General features: G+C 52.3%; 14 protein-coding genes. 7 read left to right on the plus strand and 7 right to left on the minus strand.

Annotated features, from left to right (window positions below; all coding sequences use genetic code 11):
- Nucleotides 1-18 precede the first annotated feature (18 nt).
- A complete protein-coding gene (gene rluA / locus GC087_RS19275; RefSeq protein ID WP_006117651.1) occupies nt 19-672 on the plus strand; it encodes a bifunctional tRNA pseudouridine(32) synthase/23S rRNA pseudouridine(746) synthase RluA in 654 nt (217 codons plus the stop codon).
- A gap of 55 nt (nt 673-727) precedes the next feature.
- Here the strand turns inward: rluA and djlA are convergent, their stop codons facing one another.
- Entirely contained in the window at nt 728-1,540 is an 813-nt protein-coding gene (djlA, locus tag GC087_RS19280; RefSeq protein ID WP_006117650.1) for a co-chaperone DjlA, read from the minus strand.
- Between the two features lie 182 nt (nt 1,541-1,722).
- Between djlA and lptD the strand changes: the two genes are divergently transcribed.
- The 6 genes from lptD to apaH are packed head-to-tail and all read left to right on the plus strand — an operon-like array spanning nt 1,723 to nt 8,550.
- Entirely contained in the window at nt 1,723-4,095 is a 2,373-nt protein-coding gene (gene lptD / locus GC087_RS19285) for an LPS assembly protein LptD (RefSeq protein ID WP_324029073.1), read from the plus strand.
- Nucleotides 4,096-4,149: 54 nt separating this feature from the next.
- Nucleotides 4,150-5,445 (plus strand): peptidylprolyl isomerase SurA, encoded by a 1,296-nt coding sequence (surA, locus tag GC087_RS19290; RefSeq protein ID WP_324029075.1) that lies wholly within the window; start codon nt 4,150-4,152, stop codon nt 5,443-5,445.
- On the plus strand, nt 5,435-6,427 hold the full coding sequence (gene pdxA / locus GC087_RS19295; RefSeq protein ID WP_054634510.1) for a 4-hydroxythreonine-4-phosphate dehydrogenase PdxA: 993 nt from the start codon (nt 5,435-5,437) through the stop codon (nt 6,425-6,427). Before surA ends, pdxA begins: the two co-directional genes overlap by 11 nt.
- Nucleotides 6,420-7,241, plus strand: coding sequence for a 16S rRNA (adenine(1518)-N(6)/adenine(1519)-N(6))-dimethyltransferase RsmA (gene rsmA, locus GC087_RS19300; protein ID WP_033740232.1), 822 nt, complete (start codon nt 6,420-6,422; stop codon nt 7,239-7,241). The genes pdxA and rsmA overlap by 8 nt, the downstream gene beginning before the upstream one ends.
- Before the next feature lie 3 nt (nt 7,242-7,244).
- Entirely contained in the window at nt 7,245-7,622 is a 378-nt protein-coding gene (apaG, locus tag GC087_RS19305; RefSeq protein WP_006117645.1) for a Co2+/Mg2+ efflux facilitator ApaG/CorD, read from the plus strand.
- 55 nt (nt 7,623-7,677) lie between these two features.
- The gene (gene apaH, locus GC087_RS19310) at nt 7,678-8,550 is read left to right on the plus strand and encodes a bis(5'-nucleosyl)-tetraphosphatase (symmetrical) ApaH (RefSeq protein ID WP_324029077.1); all 873 of its coding nucleotides are present in this window, start codon (nt 7,678-7,680) and stop codon (nt 8,548-8,550) included.
- 40 nt (nt 8,551-8,590) lie between these two features.
- On the opposite strand, the gene folA is transcribed toward apaH, so the two are convergent.
- The 6 genes from folA to dapB all read right to left on the minus strand — a co-directional run bounded on the left by folA (nt 8,591) and on the right by dapB (nt 17,991).
- Nucleotides 8,591-9,073: a type 3 dihydrofolate reductase gene (gene folA / locus GC087_RS19315; protein WP_006117643.1), complete on the minus strand. Its 483-nt coding sequence runs from the start codon at nt 9,071-9,073 to the stop codon at nt 8,591-8,593.
- A gap of 231 nt (nt 9,074-9,304) precedes the next feature.
- The gene (locus GC087_RS19320; protein ID WP_033740230.1) at nt 9,305-10,444 is read right to left on the minus strand and encodes a porin; all 1,140 of its coding nucleotides are present in this window, start codon (nt 10,442-10,444) and stop codon (nt 9,305-9,307) included.
- 295 nt (nt 10,445-10,739) lie between these two features.
- Entirely contained in the window at nt 10,740-11,639 is a 900-nt protein-coding gene (locus tag GC087_RS19325; RefSeq protein WP_324029079.1) for a GNAT family protein, read from the minus strand.
- Between the two features lie 674 nt (nt 11,640-12,313).
- Nucleotides 12,314-15,544, minus strand: coding sequence for a carbamoyl-phosphate synthase large subunit (carB, locus tag GC087_RS19330; RefSeq protein ID WP_006117641.1), 3,231 nt, complete (start codon nt 15,542-15,544; stop codon nt 12,314-12,316).
- A gap of 13 nt (nt 15,545-15,557) precedes the next feature.
- The gene (carA, locus tag GC087_RS19335) at nt 15,558-16,706 is read right to left on the minus strand and encodes a glutamine-hydrolyzing carbamoyl-phosphate synthase small subunit (protein ID WP_006117640.1); all 1,149 of its coding nucleotides are present in this window, start codon (nt 16,704-16,706) and stop codon (nt 15,558-15,560) included.
- Between the two features lie 469 nt (nt 16,707-17,175).
- The gene (gene dapB / locus GC087_RS19340) at nt 17,176-17,991 is read right to left on the minus strand and encodes a 4-hydroxy-tetrahydrodipicolinate reductase (protein ID WP_185199924.1); all 816 of its coding nucleotides are present in this window, start codon (nt 17,989-17,991) and stop codon (nt 17,176-17,178) included.
- Nucleotides 17,992-18,053 lie beyond the last annotated feature (62 nt).

Consider the following 18,053-nt stretch of genomic DNA (forward strand, 5'->3'; position numbering starts at 1 on the left):
TCTTTTTTGGAATAATGTATGGAACCCTATAATCCGCCGCTTGAGCCCTGGCTGCACATTCTCTATCAGGATGCGCACATCATGGTGGTGAATAAGCCCAGTGGCCTGCTTTCCGTGCCGGGTCGACTTGAGGCGCACAAAGACAGCGTGATGACGCGGATCCAGCGGGATTATCCTGAAGCCGAATCGGTGCATCGGCTGGATATGGCCACCAGCGGCGTGATTGTCGTCGCACTGACGAAAGCCGCTGAGCGTGAACTAAAACGTCAGTTTCGCGAGCGCGAGCCCGCCAAAACCTATGTCGCTCAGGTCTGGGGACATCCGGCAGAGGAAAAAGGCCTGGTGGATTTGCCCTTGATTTGTGACTGGCCAAACCGGCCAAAACAGAAAGTGTGTTTTGAGACGGGTAAGTCGGCACAAACCGAGTATCAGGTGGTGGAATATCGGGACGATAACAGCGCACGCGTCACGTTGAAGCCTATTACCGGCCGTTCGCACCAGTTGCGCGTGCATATGCTGGCGCTGGGCCATCCGATACTTGGGGACGGGTTTTATGCTCACCCGGAAGCCAGGGCAATGGCAAGCCGGCTTCTGCTGCATGCCGAATCGCTGACCATCACGCATCCTGCCTTTGGCAGTGCGATGACCTTCAAGCAGCCCGCCGATTTCTGACCGGCCCGTTTATGACTCGCGCGCCCCGCGGATGAATCCCCGGGGCGCACGCCGCTTACTTAAAGCCTTTTTCTTTGCGAATCAGATCGTAAGCCGACTGAATGTCCTGCGCTTTCTGTTTGGCCATTTCCATCATTTCTGGCGGTAACCCTTTTGCCACCAGCTTATCGGGATGGTGCTCACTCATCAGTTTGCGATAGGCTCGCTTGATGGTAGTGGCATCATCACTGCTTTTCACGCCCAGTACATTACAGGCATCGTCCAGCGTAGGACCGCGTTGTGCCTGCTGGAAACCGCCTTGAGAATAACTGCGGCCGCCGCCAAACTGCTGGCCGCCTTCCATCATGCGCAGAAACTGATCGAACTGGCTGTGTGAAATGCCCAACTCTTCACCAATAACGTACAGGACCTGACGTTCGTTGGGATGCAGTGTGCCGTCGGCAAACGCGGCCTGAATCTGAATTTCCAGAAACATCCGAATCAGGTCAAAACGACCAAAGCAGGCACTGCGTAATTCGCGCAGTTTGGTCCGCAACGGATATTCACCCTGTTTGCCCTCACGAAAAGCACGTTGTGCGGCAGTACGCGCCTCACCGTGAAGCTGCATGCGGTCCATAAACAGAGACGCAATCTGGATGTCCGCTTCCGTTACGCGCCCTTTCGATTTGGTTAAATGCCCCATCACCTGAAACGTGGTGCTGAAAAACAGTGACTGTCGGGTCTGGGTGTTTGAAAAGTACGCCTTGCTTTGTGCGCCGCGAACCTTGTCAAATCCATGCCCAATGATCAGGCCGATTACAATTCCCCAAAAGCCCGCGCCAGACAATAATCCCAGCACCAGACCTATAACTTTTCCCCAGTAGCGCATAAACTCCTCAATTCGCCATGCTTACGGCTGAAAATTGCATTATCATACCTGTCATTTATCTCAGCGCCTAACGGCAGCGCGGACAGAAAAGGATTAACACTGGCGCAACGCCAGGCAGTGCGTTAGTCTCTGACCCGATTGTCGGCATGATGCCAGTTTTCATGGAATTCTCGATACCGCGTATGAAAAAACGTATACCTACTCTGCTGGCCACCCTGATCGGCGCAGCCATTAGCCAGCAAGCCTTCGCCGACGATTTAATGTCGCAGTGTATGTTAGGCGTGCCGAGTTATAATCGCCCTCTGGTCAATGGCGATCCCAATCAGTTGCCCGTTACTATTCACTCGGATTCCGTGAAAGGCAACTATCCTGATGATGCCATTTTCAGAGGTGATGTAGACGTCAGCCAGGGCAACAGCCGCATGCTGGCTGATGAGGTGCAACTTCATCAACGCCAGCCAGAAGGTCAGACGACGCCCGTCCGGACCGTCGATGCGCTAGGTAATGTGCACTACGACGATAATCAGGTCATCCTGAAAGGTCCGAAAGCCTGGTCGAATCTTAACACCAAAGATACTAACGTCTGGGACGGTGATTATCAGATGGTCGGCCGCCAGGGGCGGGGTACGGGCGATCAAATGAAGCTGCGTGGACAAAACCGTTACACCATCATGGAAAACGGCACCTTCACGTCCTGTCTGCCCGGCAGTAACAGCTGGAGCGTGGCGGGGTCCGAAATCATTCAGGATCGCCAGGAAGAAGTGGCAGAGATTTGGAATGCGCGCTTTAAACTCGGTTCCGTCCCGGTATTCTACAGCCCGTATCTGCAGTTGCCGCTGGGCGACCGTCGCCGCTCAGGCTTCCTGATCCCTAATGCCAAATACGGCAGCAATAATGGTTTCGAGTTTATTCTGCCTTACTACTGGAACATCGCGCCTCAGGCCGATGCCACCATTACGCCGCACTATATGAGTAAACGTGGTCTGCAATTGCAGAACGAATTCCGTTACCTCACAGAAGCGGGCGCAGGTCTGGTCGAATTTGATTACCTGGCGTCGGATAAGCAGTACGACAATGATAAAGCGTTACGTCAAATCGCGCAGAACGACAGTTCTGATCGCTGGTTGTTTTACTGGCGTCATGCCGGTGTATATGACCAGCACTGGCGCTTTAACGCCGACTATACCAAAGTCAGCGATCCATTCTATTTCAACGATTTGACGTCACCCTATTACACGTCCACCGACGGCTATGCCTCACAGAAATTCAGCGTCGGTTATGCGGATACTAACTGGGACGCAACCCTGTCGACCAAAGATTTCCAGATTTTTGGTAATACCAGTAACAGCAATGTCTATCGTGCCTTCCCGCAACTTGACCTGAACTGGTACCAGAACGATGTCGGTCCGTTCGACACGCGGGTCTATGCTCAGGCTGTGAAATTTGTCAATGTAAACAGCAAGTTCCCTGAAACCACGCGTTTACATGTTGAACCTACGCTCGATCTGCCGTTATCAAACAGCTGGGCCAGCCTGGATACTGAAGCCAAATTTCTGGCCACGCACTATCAGCAAAAAGATGTTGATTACTACAACGCTAACTTTGCCCCCACCAGCACTACCAGCGGTGTCCTGAAAGACTCCGTCAACCGCACATTACCGCAGTTTAAAGTTGATGGGCGCATGGTATTTGATCGTGATATGGACTGGGCACAGGGTTACACCCAAACGCTGGAGCCAAGGGTTCAGTACCTGTATATCCCGTATCGGGACCAGAGCGACATCTATCCCTACGACTCCACGCTGCTGCAAACGGACTACACCGGCCTGTTCCGCGATCGCTCTTACAGCGGTCTGGATCGCATCGCCTCAGCGAACCAGGTCGCGACCGGTGTGACTACACGAATTTATGATAATGATCTGGTTGAACGTTTTAACGTTTCTGTGGGTCAAATCTATTCGTTCACGCCTTCGCGTACAGGCGTTAACCAGACCAATAAAGATGACGATACCGGCAGTCTTCTTTGGGCCGGGGATACGTACTGGAAGATCAGCGAACGCTGGGGCGTGCGTGGCGGGCTGCAATACGATACCCGCCTGAATAACGTGGCGCAGGGCAATACCGTGCTGGAATACCGTCGTGATGCTGACCGTATGGTGCAGTTGAGCTACCGTTACAGCAGCCCGGAGTATGTTGCTTCTGCGCTTAACGACAGCTCACTGGTGAATAACCCGATTTATAAAAACGGGATTTCACAGGTTGGCACCACGGCAAGTTGGCCAATTCATGATGCCTGGTCGGTGGTTGGCGCGTATTACTACGATACGCGCAATAATCGCCCGGCATCACAGCTGGTTGGCTTGCAGTACAGCTCGTGTTGCTACGCGATTCGTCTGGGATATGAACGTAAAATCAACGGTTGGGAAAACAACGACAGTAAGTACGACAACCAAATCTCATTCAACATTGAGTTACGTGGCCTGAGCTCGAATTATGGCCTGGGCACTGGCCAGATGCTGAGTCAGGGGATCATCCCTTACCAGCGTGCATTCTGATGTTGTGATGTTTGACAGGCAATCCCGCAGTGCGGAACCAATAATGGATAAAGTATGAAGAACTGGAGAATGCTGATTCTTGGTGTGGCGATCACTGCCAACACCGTGTTCGCAGCACCACAAGTGGTTGATAAAGTTGCAGCTGTGGTTAATAACGGCGTGGTCCTTGAGAGTGACGTGGACAGCATGATGAACACCGTTAAATCTCAGGCGAAACAGGCCGGCCAGCAGCTACCGGACGATAAAACCTTACGCCATCAGATCCTTGAGCGTGAGATTATGGACGCGATCATTCTGCAGTTAGGCGATAAAGCCGGTTTGCAAATCAGCGATCAGCAGCTGGATCAGGCCATTCAGAATATTGCCGCTCAAAACCACATGACCCTCGATCAACTGCGCAGTCGTCTGGCCTATGACGGTATGGACTACAACACGTATCGGTCGCAGATTCGTAAAGAGATGCTGATCTCTGAAGTCCGTAATAACGAAGTCCGCCGTCGCGTCACCATCCTGCCGCAGGAAGTGGATACGCTGGCAAAACAGGTGGGTGCGCAGAATACTCAAGGGACTGAGATGAATATCAGTACCATTCTTCTGCCGCTGCCTGAAAACCCGACACAACAGCAGGTTGACGACCAGGAAAAACTGGCAAAACAGCTGGTGAGCGAACTGAAGGGCGGTGCTGATTTCGGCAAACTGGCTGTTACCTACTCCGCTGACTCTCAGGCCCTGAAAGGCGGCAATATGGGCTGGTCAAAAATTGAAGAGCTGCCGACGCTGTTTGCTCAGGCTCTGGCCACGGCGAAAAAAGGCGATATCGTTGGTCCGATTCGTTCCGGTGTGGGCTTCCATATTCTGAAAGTGAACGATTTGCGTGGCGAAAGCAAAAACATCTCTGTCACCGAGGTGCATGCACGCCATATTCTGCTGAAGCCGTCACCGATCATGACTGACGATCAGGCCCGCGCGAAGCTGGAACAAATTGCCGCCGATATCCGCAGCGGTAAAACCATCTTTGCAGCCGCCGCAAAACAATTCTCTGACGATCCGGGCTCGGCTAACCAGGGCGGCGATCTGGGATGGACCTCGCCTGAAGTCTTTGACCCGGCGTTCCGCGATGCGCTGCTACGCCTGAAAAAAGGGGAAATTAGCCAGCCCGTTCATTCCTCTTTCGGCTGGCATTTGATTCAGTTGCTGGACACGCGTCAGGTTGATAAAACGGATGCAGCCCAGAAAGAGCGTGCTTACCGCATGCTGTTCAACCGCAAGTTCGCGGAAGAAGCGCAGACCTGGATGCAGGAGCAACGTGCAGGGGCTTACGTGAAAATTCTGGATAACAATGCGCAGTGATTGTCGTGTGGTGATTACGCCCGGCGAACCCGCCGGGATTGGTCCCGATCTGGCTGTGCAACTGGCTCAACAGGCCTGGCCTGTTGAGCTGGTCGTTTGTGCGTCTCCCCAGCTCTTGCTGCAGCGCGCCGCATTGCTGGGTTTGCCTCTGACCCTTCGTCTTTACGATTCTGCCGAGCCTCCAGTGCCCCAGCAGGCCGGTACACTCACCGTCCTTCCCGTTGAACTCCCGCAGCCCGTCACACCCGGTACGCTTTGTGTCGACAACGGTCACTATGTACTGGAAACGCTGGCTCGCGCCTGCGACGGCTGCTTGTCCGGTGAGTTTGCTGCATTGATTACCGGCCCTGTGCATAAGGGCGTGATCAATGACGCGGGGATACCGTTTACAGGCCATACCGAATTCTTTGCCGAGCGTGCAGGCGCGCACCGCGTGGTCATGATGCTGGCAACAGAGCAGTTACGCGTCGCGCTTGCGACCACGCACCTGCCGTTAAAAGCGGTCGCTGACGCCGTCACCCGGGATTGCCTGCATGAAGTGATCACGATCCTGCATCAGGATCTCAAAGAGAAATTCGCGATCGCCCAGCCGCATATTTTTGTTTGTGGGCTGAATCCTCATGCGGGTGAAGGCGGCCACATGGGTCGGGAAGAGATAGACACGATTATCCCGGCCCTGAATGAACTCCGCCAACAGGGTATTCAGCTGACTGGCCCATTGCCCGCGGACACACTTTTCCAGCCCAAATATCTGCAACATGCCGATGCGGTGCTGGCGATGTATCACGATCAGGGCTTACCGGTTCTCAAATTTCAGGGATTTGGTCGCGCGGTGAATATTACCCTCGGCCTGCCGTTTATCCGTACCTCAGTCGATCACGGCACCGCGCTTGAACTAGCCGGGCTGGGTCAGGCTGACGCGGGCAGCTTTATCACGGCGCTTAATCTCGCCATCACTATGATCAAGAGCAGTAATGAATAATCGCGTCCATCAGGGGCACTACGCCCGTAAACGTTTCGGGCAGAACTTCCTGAACGATCAATACATTATCGACAGCATTGTCTCCGCCATTCATCCGCAACGCGACGAAGCGTTAGTCGAGATTGGGCCGGGCCTCGGTGCCCTGACAGAACCGGTCGGCGAACGTCTCGACAGCTTAACGGTTGTGGAGCTTGACCGCGATCTGGCAGCCCGCCTGCAGACACATCCGTTTTTAGGTCCTAAGCTGACGATTTATCAGCAGGATGCCATGACCTTTGATTTTGCCGCGCTGGCTAAAGAGAAAGGCCAGCCGCTACGCGTCTTTGGTAATCTGCCCTACAACATTTCGACCCCGCTGATGTTTCATCTGTTCAGCTATACTGGTTCGATTAAAGATATGCACTTCATGCTGCAGAAAGAAGTGGTTAATCGCCTGGTGGCCGGTCCGGGCAGCAAAGCATATGGTCGCCTGAGCGTCATGGCGCAGTATTACTGCCAGGTCATCCCGGTGCTGGAAGTGCCACCGCACGCTTTTACGCCGCCTCCTAAGGTGGATTCAGCGGTAGTACGTTTGGTGCCTTTTATGACGCCACCGCATCCGGTAAAAGACGTGCGTATTTTAAGCCGTATTACCACGGAAGCGTTCGGCCAACGTCGTAAAACGCTGCGTAACAGCCTGAGCCATATGGTGACTGCGGGCGCGCTGGAAGACTTGTCGATCGATACGGGCCTGCGTGCAGAAAACGTGTCGGTTGCGCAATACTGTCAGTTAGCAAACTGGTTGGCAGACCATCTGGATAAACCGCAGGAGTAACCTATGAGTGAACCGGCCCGCGTATCGATCCACGTCCAAAGCCTTTATGTCGCCTCGCAATCCTCACCGGAAGAAGAGCGTTATGTTTTTGCTTATACCGTTACGATCCGCAATTTAGGCCGCTCCTCTGTGCAACTGCTCGGGCGCTACTGGTTGATCACCAACGGCAATGGACGTGAAACAGAAGTTCAGGGTGAAGGCGTAATCGGTGAACAACCACACATTGCGTCCGGTAGTGAATACCAATATACCAGTGGCGCGGTGCTTGAAACGCCTATGGGCACGATGCAGGGCCACTATGTGATGGTGGATGAGCAAGGCGATACGTTTCACGTCGACATCCCCGTTTTCCGCCTGGCTGTTGAAAGCCATATTCACTGAACCTGATGCCTTTCGCCCGACTAACGGGCGACTGTTTTTAGTTGGATAATTCACAATGAATACTTACCTGATTGGCGACGTTCACGGTTGTTATGATGAATTACGTGCTCTGCTAAACCAGGTGAACTATGATCCTGGTCAGGATACCTTGTGGCTGACAGGTGATCTGGTCGCACGTGGGCCCGGCTCGCTGGAGGTACTACGCTATGTCAAATCGCTGGGAGACAGCGTTCGCCTGGTTCTGGGCAATCACGATCTGCATTTGCTGGCCGTTTATGCCGGCATCAGCCGCAATAAACCTAAAGATCGCCTGACGCCACTGCTGGAAGCGGAAGACGCAGATGAATTGATCAACTGGCTACGTCGGCAGCCTCTGCTGCAGGTTGATGAAGAAAAGAAGCTGGTGATGGGCCATGCGGGCATTACGCCGCAGTGGGATCTGGAGACGGCGCAACGCTGCGCGCGTGAAGTCGAAGCCGTCCTGGCCAGTGACAGCTATCCGCTGTTCCTTGATGCCATGTATGGCGACATGCCGAATAACTGGAGCGAATCCCTGTCCGGCCTGGCGCGGCTACGTTTCTCTACTAACGCGCTGACCCGTATGCGTTTTTGCTTCCCAAACGGACAGCTCGATATGATTTGTAAGGATGCGCCTGAATCAGCGCCGCCACCGCTTAAACCCTGGTTTACGATTGAAGGGCCCGTTGCCCGCGATCACACCATTGTGTTTGGGCACTGGGCATCACTGGAAGGCAAAGGGACACCAGAGGGCATTATCGGTCTGGATACCGGTTGCTGCTGGGGTGGGAATCTGACCCTGCTGCATTGGGAAACGCAGCGTTATTATGTTCAGCCTTCCAACCGCCAGCTTTCTGTACCAGACGATCTGTCACCCCAACAGTCTCAGCCAGCTGATCCACCGCCATAAAAACGCCTTGTCCCAACAACAAGGCGTTTTTCGATCTCCATTAACGACGTCGTTCGAGGATCTCGAAGCAGTAGCTGTGCGAATTCTGCTCGTCAGCGTCATGGAATTCGCTAAAGGTAGAATGCCATTCATCCGGTTCGTAGTCCGGGAACTGGGTATCCCCTTCTACTTCAGCATCAATATGCGTCAGATAAAGGCGGTCAGCGCGGGCTAACATCTGTTCATAAATGCGGCCGCCGCCAATGACCATGATCTCTTCAGCTTCGCCCGCAGCATTTACTGCGTCATCCAGCGACGTTACCCAGGTAACGCCTTCTGCGTGACCGGGTTTACTGCTGACCACAATATTCAACCGGCCCGGTAAAGGCCGGCCGATCGATTCAAAAGTCAGCCTGCCCATAATGACGGGCTTTTTCAGTGTGTTGCGCTTAAACCACGCCAGATCTGCAGGCAGGTCCCACGGCATGGCGTTTTCCATTCCAATAATGCGATCTGCTGCTAATGCCGCGATAAGACTAATCATGTTAAAAAGCTCGCTGAAAAAAAACAGGCGCCATGATACGTAAAGGTTAAACCTTCGTCGATAGCAGGAACGGGCTTCTTAAATAAAGCGGCATAGACACCGCCTTTCAGAGTTTGTACAGGGTTTTACTCCGCAAAAATCGCGGTTATAACCCTTAAATCGCCAGATAATGACGTGAGTGCGTGATAAACACAGAGAATAAAACGGCTCCAGACGGAGCCGTTGGGATTATCAGAAATCGTAGCGGAAGCGAACCAGATTCATGTCGCCCTGATTATCCGTGCTGGACGTGAAGACATGTTCGTAATCCACACGGAAACCATAGTCAAGGAACAGCGTTACGCCCAGACCATTGTCGATGCGCTGGTAGTTACGGCCATTCGCATATTCTAAACGGTCACCCATGACATAAGGCTGAACGGCTTTGACACCATATTGCGCCACCGGGATTTTATATCCGGCGTAATATTCGATGCCCCAGGCATCATCCGCAAAATAGTTATTCACGTTGCGCTGTTTGGTGGTCAGGAAGTTTTGGTACCAGCCACCCCCTGCTGACAGGGTCCAGTTACCTGGCGTCCAGCTCAATGCTGTTCCAAAAATGTTTTGGTCGTAATCTTTACTGTTGCCAGTAGCAGGATTACGCATGCTGGCGCGGGTGTAGTTCCAGGCCGTACCCCATGCCAGGGTAGGCGTAATATTGTAATTCACACCCAGCGAGCCACCGCCCTGGCGCTTATAGCGCAGCCCGTTGCCCGGCAGATACTCGTTATCGCTAAACAGGTAAGAGGCGTAAAGATCGACCGCCCCATAACTGTTTTTGTATTTCAGCTGCTTACGAGAACGGTAGGAACCATCGTAATCACCGTTAATGCCGTTGCCCGGTGCCTGGGCCAGCATGTCGTAATCCCAGATATCCGTCTTGGCACCCACAACATCGTAATAAACGCTGTTCTGCTGACCAAAGGTTAACTGGCCCCAGGTTTTACTTTTCAGGCCGGTATAAAGCTGGCGGCGAGTAGTCTCGTGCGCACCTTCAGCGTAGTGATTATCCCAGTTGAACACGGCCGGAATGTTAACGCCCAGTTCATAGTAGCTGGTCCAGCTAATATCATCGAACAGGTAGTAGTCGGCGCTGAAACGGAAACGGGATCCGCCGTCAAAGCCATTACGCTTGTAAGATTTATCGTTGACGCCGGTTTGATGATTAAACTGGGGGCGAATGCTGCCACCAAATTTGAAATCGAGACGGCTAAGGGGATCGCCTGCTTGTGGGTCTTGTTTAAGAAGAGTGATTTCAGCCTGGCTGGAAAACGTGACCAGAGCCAACAGTGCAGCCACTGCACTCAGTGCAAAATTACGCGCTTTCATTGTTATAAATATCCTGTTTACGCTCTCTTCATGAGCGGGCAGGATATTACATTGGCCATGCATGAGTTGGTAGTACTTTGTATTATAAATTCGTGCGAAAAAGCGAATCAGGCATGATTTGATAATAATTAAATCAAATTTCTTAAATTGTTTACCCACCTCTCTCTTTTGCCGGAATCGTATCAGACATCGTGCGGCTTTTTTGCCTCAGTCATTTCCTGAAAAACGGTAAGAGAAACAGGCCCGCCTGGTAACTGTTATTGAAGATAAGACGCGTTCTCACAACGCACTGACTTCAGATAATGACGCGTCCATTAGGCACAGCATGGCACCATCTGTTTTTGTACTCTCCTGACATCGAACCATAGGAATAATAGAGAGGAACCTGTTTATCAGACGCCTCCTGATGCAAAGAGGTAAGATTCTTCCACATCAGCATCGTCCCCACTGCGCCCGCATTGCTGTCCATCCGGTAGCCAATATTGATAAAGTCCACAAACATGCCAACCTGGCTATTTACAGAGACCAGTAATTGCAGCCCGATTGGCTCATTGTTCAGGAACATCATATGCCCTTTGAAGCAGTGCTGGAACTCACGGAAAAAGGCTTTATTGATGTCTCTTTCAGCAATTGGCTGCTCCCGTCTCGCGCGATATAACGCTTCGAAAACCTCAAAAATATGCTCACCCTCAAGATGATTTACATTAAGCAAACTTCCGCCATCAGCGAGGAATTTTCTTAATTCGCGTTCGCGGGTTGAGACAGTTTTTCGTGAGAAGTCGACAGCAGGATTTTTCGTCAATGCTGCTTTATTCTTGCTCAACAAACGATAAGACGCATTAAGAAACGTATTACCGTGCAGATGATGCAACGACTTACAACGAAAGGGCAAAAGGACCTTTGTTTTGGTGTCGCGACAAAAGGGTATATAAACGGATGTTGATGGGGTCAGTAGCGCAGGAAGCGAACGCTGAGGGTTTTTACCATCGTTGGCGAGCCAGCCTTTTTCAACGCAAACGCTCCCTACCATAGCCCCTTTCACCTTATAGGCATAAAACGTGAAAGGCTGCTGATGGCGCATCCGGAAAGCGATAAATTCCGGCGCTGACTCACAGTTGTACCCAAAATCATCACACGCTTTTTTATAGTCGTTAAAAGAGCACTGCTCCCATCTGAAAAACCTGGGGATCAACATGGTAAATACGCACTTATATTAGCGAAAAAGGTTTACAGTACCTGTCGGCACTCCGGAACAGCATGGCCTTAACCAATTCCGCATTGTAAAGTTAAGCACAACAACAGAACAGTTTGTTATTCGCGACTTTATATAATAATGGCCTCCCGTTTAGATTTCGTTGATTTTTTGGCAATGGTTTAAAATAACAGGGCGAAACCTGACGAGTAATATTAAAAACAAGAGTAACGAGAAAAATAAACAATTTGATGAATAGCTAGATAAAACCAATTAAATATGAAAAACAAATTAACTTATAATTAATCTTTTTTAAACGGATGATCCATTGGCAACACAGCATTCTTATTTTTTATAGAATAAACTTTTCATCTGATTCAGAGCATATCTGGAATATTACAGCGCCGTTTAAACCTGCGGGCTGTGGGGCGGCCCTGGCCAGTGATGACGCATGGCCGAGAGCCACAGCCGCATTTAGACGGGGTGCGAATGGTGGCGTAAGACAGAAAAGGCACGCTGGTCAGGCTGTTGCAATACAACACTCTCTGCATCAGCTTTACAGGCACATCGTGTAAACACATGCGATGTGAACTGGACGTACTGCAAAAAAAGCCCCTGCCAGAAGCGCTCTGCTTATGGCAGATGCTCCAGACAGGGGCCTGAGCGCTCAGTCTGCGCTATTTATGCGCAAGGATTTGCGCATGCATCTCCTGCACCGAAATGACTTTTTCGGTTGGATCGGCATTTAGCGCCATTGCCGTTGCGAAGCCACCGTTCAGCGTCGTGTCGTAATGCACCTTATATTGCAGTGCGCTGCGACGAATCAGCTTGGAGTCTTCAATCGCCTGACGACCTGCTGTGGTATTTACGATATAGGCGTACTCACCGTTTTTCAGGCGGTCCTGAATGTGCGGGCGGCCTTCGTGAACCTTATTCACCAGGCGCGGGTTAATACCGGCCTCGCCCAGTACCACAGCCGTACCGTGCGTCGCATCCAGTTCAAAACCAAACTTCTGCAACTTCGCCGCGAGATCAACGATACGTTTCTTGTCGCCTTCACGAACGGACAGCAGCGCACGTCCGGTTTTCTTCATGTTGCTTTGCGCACCCAGCATCGCCTTGGCAAACGCCTCGGCAAAGGTACGGCCCACGCCCATGACTTCCCCGGTTGAACGCATTTCAGGTCCCAGAATTGGATCAACGCCCTGGAATTTGTTAAACGGCAGCACCACTTCTTTGACAGAGTAGTAAGGTGGAATCACCTCTTTGGTGACGCCCTGCTCCGCCAGCGTTTTGCCTGCCATTACGCGGGCTGCCACTTTTGCCAGCGGAACGCCGGTTGCTTTTGACACGAACGGGACGGTACGCGCCGCACGCGGGTTAACTTCAATCAGGTAAACTTCGTTGTCTTTGACCGCAAACTGTACGTTCATCAGGCCACGCACATTCAGCTCAAACGCCAGTTTTTCAACCTGCTGACGCATGACATTCTGAATATCCTGACTCAAAGTGTAGGCCGGCAGAGAACAGGCCGAGTCACCCGAGTGAACGCCAGCCTGCTCGATATGTTCCATTATACCGCCGATCAGCACGCGCTCACCGTCGCAGATAGCATCCACATCGACTTCGACGGCATCATCCAGAAAGCGATCCAGCAAGACCGGCGCATCGTTGGACACTGACACCGCCGTCTGGAAATAGCGTTTCAGGTCGATTTCGTCGTAGACAATTTCCATGGCGCGTCCGCCCAGGACATAAGACGGGCGGACCACCAGCGGATAACCAATGCCCGCCGCTTTTTCAACCGCCTGCTCCAGCGTGGTAACGGTGGCGTTAGCTGGCTGCTTCAGACTCAGACGGTCAACCGCCTGCTGAAAACGTTCACGGTCTTCTGCGCGATCGATGGCATCCGGGCTGGTGCCAATGACCGGCACACCTGCCGCTTCCAGCGCGCGAGCCAGTTTCAGTGGCGTTTGTCCACCGTACTGCACGATAACGCCTTTCGGTTTTTCGATGCGCACGATTTCCAGCACGTCTTCCAGCGTGACAGGTTCAAAGTAGAGGCGGTCAGAAGTGTCGTAATCGGTGGACACGGTTTCCGGGTTACAGTTGACCATGATGGTTTCATAGCCATCTTCACGCAGCGCCAGTGCTGCGTGGACACAGCAGTAGTCAAACTCAATGCCCTGACCAATACGGTTTGGTCCGCCACCCAGCACCATAATCTTGTCGCGATCCTGATTAGGATGAGCTTCGCACTCTTCTTCATAGGTGGAGTACATATAAGCGGTGTCTGTTGCAAATTCCGCCGCACAGGTATCCACGCGCTTATAGACTGGGTGAAGATGATGCTGCTGACGCAGTTTACGAATCTCGCCTTCCGCGACGCCCGCCAGGGCTGCCAGACGTGCGTCGGCAAAACCTTTGCGCTTCAGCGCGCGCAGGAAATCCGCGTTAAGGCCATTGATACCTTCACGCGCTACCTGCTCTTCCAGGCGAACCAGCTCTTCAATCTGCACCAGGAACCAGCGATCAATATTGGTAAGATTAAATACGCCATCGACCGACATGCCTGCACGGAACGCGTCCGCGATGTACCAGATACGATCCGAACCGGCATCTTTCAGCTCACGACGAATGCGGGTCAACGCTTCCGCATCATCCAGATGCACTTTCGGGTCAAAACCATTAGCTCCCACTTCCAGACCACGCAGTGCTTTCTGCACCGACTCCTGGAAAGTACGGCCAATCGCCATGACTTCACCCACCGATTTCATCTGGGTGGTCAGACGGTCATTCGCACCGGCAAATTTTTCAAAGTTGAAGCGAGGAATTTTTGTCACGACATAATCGATAGACGGCTCGAACGAGGCTGGTGTGCGTCCCCCAGTGATATCGTTCATCAGTTCATCCAGCGTAAAGCCTACCGCCAGTTTCGCGGCCACTTTGGCAATCGGGAATCCGGTGGCCTTCGATGCCAGCGCTGAAGAGCGTGACACACGCGGGTTCATCTCGATGACGATCAGACGGCCATTTTTCGGGTTCACCGCGAACTGGACGTTGGAGCCACCGGTTTCCACGCCGATCTCACGCAGTACCGCCAGCGAGGCGTTACGCATGATCTGGTACTCTTTGTCGGTCAGCGTCTGTGCGGGCGCCACCGTAATGGAGTCACCGGTGTGAATGCCCATGGCGTCAAAGTTTTCGATAGAGCAGACAATGATGCAGTTGTCGTTTTTGTCACGCACAACTTCCATCTCATACTCTTTCCAGCCAATCAGCGATTCGTCGATTAACAGCTCGTTGGTAGGCGAAAGATCGAGTCCGCGTTCGCAGATCTCTTCAAACTCTTCGCGGTTATACGCGATACCGCCACCGGTGCCGCCCATAGTGAACGACGGACGAATAATGCAGGGGAAGCCGACATCGGCAGCCACCGCCAGCGCTTCTTCCATCGTATGTGCGATACCGGAGCGCGCCGTATCCAGACCAATGCTTTTCATCGCCACGTCGAAGCGGCGGCGGTCTTCCGCTTTATCGATCGCATCGGCCGTGGCACCGATCATGGTTACGCCAAACTCGTCAAGAACGCCCTGACGTTCCAGCTCCAGCGCACAGTTCAGCGCCGTCTGGCCGCCCATGGTTGGCAACACCGCATCCGGGCGCTCTTTCTCAATAATCTTACGTACCACTTCCCAGTGAATCGGCTCGATGTAGGTTGCATCGGCCATTTCCGGGTCGGTCATAATGGTCGCCGGGTTCGAGTTCACCAGAATGACGCGGTAACCCTCTTCGCGCAGGGCTTTACAGGCCTGGGCACCGGAATAGTCGAATTCGCAGGCCTGACCGATCACAATCGGACCGGCACCAAGAATCAGGATGGATTTTATATCTGTACGTTTTGGCATGATTAGCTCCTGATTACTTTGCTTTCGAACGGAATGCGTCAATCAACTCGATAAAGTGGTCAAATAACGGTGCGGCATCACCCGGCCCCGGACTGGCTTCAGGATGGCCCTGGAAGCTGAACGCAGGCTTGTCGGTGCGATGGATACCCTGCACGGTTTTATCAAACAGCGAAATATGCGTTACCCGCAGATTGGCGGGCAGATGGGTTTCATCCACCGCAAAGCCGTGGTTCTGTGCCGTAATCATGACGCGATTGTTATCGAGATCTTTCACCGGGTGGTTACCACCGTGGTGACCCAGCTTCATTTTTACGGTTTTTGCGCCGCTGGCCAGTGCCAGCAACTGGTGGCCAAGGCAAATGCCAAACACCGGAATGTCGGTTTTCAGAAAGGCTTCAATCGCCTCAATGGCGTAATCGCAGGGCTCCGGATCACCCGGACCGTTTGACAGGAAGATGCCATCCGGATTCATCGCCAGAACGGTTTCGGCGGGCGTTTTAGCCGGGACAACCGTCAGACGGCAGCCGCGGTCGACCAGCATGCGCAGAATATTGCGCTTAGCACCATAATCGTAAGCCACAACATGGTAGGGCAGCGCTTCTGCTGACGTCTGCGCAGGTAAATCCCCTTCCAGCGTCCAGCTCCCCTGCAGCCAGGTATAGGTTTCTGCCGTTGTCACTTCCTTCGCCAGATCCATCCCTTTCAACCCCGGAAACGCCTGCGCTTTCTGTAAGGCCAGAGCGGCATCCGGATTGTCGCCCGCGATAATGCAGCCATTCTGTGCGCCTTTCTCGCGCAGCAGACGTGTCAGCTTACGTGTATCAATATCGGCAATAGCAACAATGTTATTGCGCTGCAGATAGGCTGACAGGCTCTCTTCGCTGCGGTAGTTGCTGGCAATAAGTGGCAGGTCGCGAATGACAAGCCCCTGAGCGTGAATCTGACTGGATTCTTCATCGGCGGGGTTGGCACCAACGTTGCCGATATGGGGATAAGTGAGAGTAACGATTTGACGAGAATAGGAAGGATCAGTGAGGATTTCTTGATAACCAGTCATTGACGTATTGAAAACGACTTCCCCCACTGCCGACCCTGTAGCCCCGATGGCCCGACCGTGGAATTGGGTTCCGTCTTCCAGAACCAAGAGCGCTGACTTAATCAAAACATCCTCCAGGGAATAAACAGTCACAATATCTGCATATTAATTCATAATGATGATCTGAATCAATGCAAAAACGGCCTGAGTGGTCAATTTTTGGCAAATTGCGCGCATTCTAATGATCGCTCTGCTACTTGTCCACCCTGAAGCCACTTTTTTAACATCTTTTCAGGCTCAGAGCGGAAAAAAAGAGGATAAGGGACAAAAACAGGGACAAACATCATCGAATAATCGTTTGCTCATCGTGGAGAAGCATTATTCTGCCTGAGAAGGCTATGAATTTTGACCAAATGGTCAAAATTAACAGGTTTACCGTTAAGATGAAGAGAGAAGAAATAAGTTTATGAGCATTTATACAGAAAAAATAAACAAGAGGCTTATTTTTTTACAAAATTAAGGGCAATAATATTATTGCCCTTTTTCAATCAATGAATTAGCGATTGAAATCACCACATCACACAGGTAAAACCCATTACAAACTGGCTAAATCAAGGACATCACGCATATCATAAAGCCCTTTTTTCTTCGCACTTACCCATAATGCCGCTTTAACCGCGCCATTAGCAAACGTCATACGGCTTGACGCCTTATGAGTAATCTCTACACGCTCTCCCTCGTCTGCAAACATGGCCGTGTGTTCGCCGACAATGTCACCGGCTCGCACTGTTGCAAAACCAATGGTTTGAGCCTTACGTTCGCCGGTGTGCCCTTCGCGACTGTAAACGGCATGATCAGCCAGTTTCCAGTCCATGGCGTCGGCAATGGCTTCCCCCATGGCCAGCGCCGTTCCTGAAGGAGCGTCCACTTTGTGACGATGATGCGCTTCGATAATCTCAATATCCGCATAATCGCCCATCACGGTAGCGGCTTTCTCCAGCAGCTTCAGAACCAGATTGACGCCAACGCTGAAGTTCGCCGCAAAGACAATCCCCGTCTCTGTTGCCGCATCACGAATCGCCGCCTTACCGGCTTCGTCAAATCCGGTCGTACCAATAATCATTGCCTTGCGGTGTTCACGGCACAGTGCCAGGTAGGCCAGCGTCCCTTCGGGACGGGTGAAATCGATTAAGACGTCAAAATCATCCATCACAGCACGCAGATCATCGACAACGGGAACGTCCAGTTTGCCCACGCCCGCCAGTTCACCAGCATCGGTGCCGATTAATGACGAGCCCGGACGTGCCAGTGCCGCGCCCAGATCCACGCCGTTGGCGTGAACGACTGCCTGAATCAGGTTACGGCCCATGCGTCCCGGCGCACCCACGATGGCAATGCGGATATTCTTCATATTTATTCATTCCTAAAACAAAACTATGCATGCAAGCGCAATCAGGTTAACCATGAGATAAC

Source organism: Pantoea sp. JZ2 (assembly GCF_035191405.1).
Lineage (GTDB): Bacteria > Pseudomonadota > Gammaproteobacteria > Enterobacterales > Enterobacteriaceae > Pantoea > Pantoea stewartii.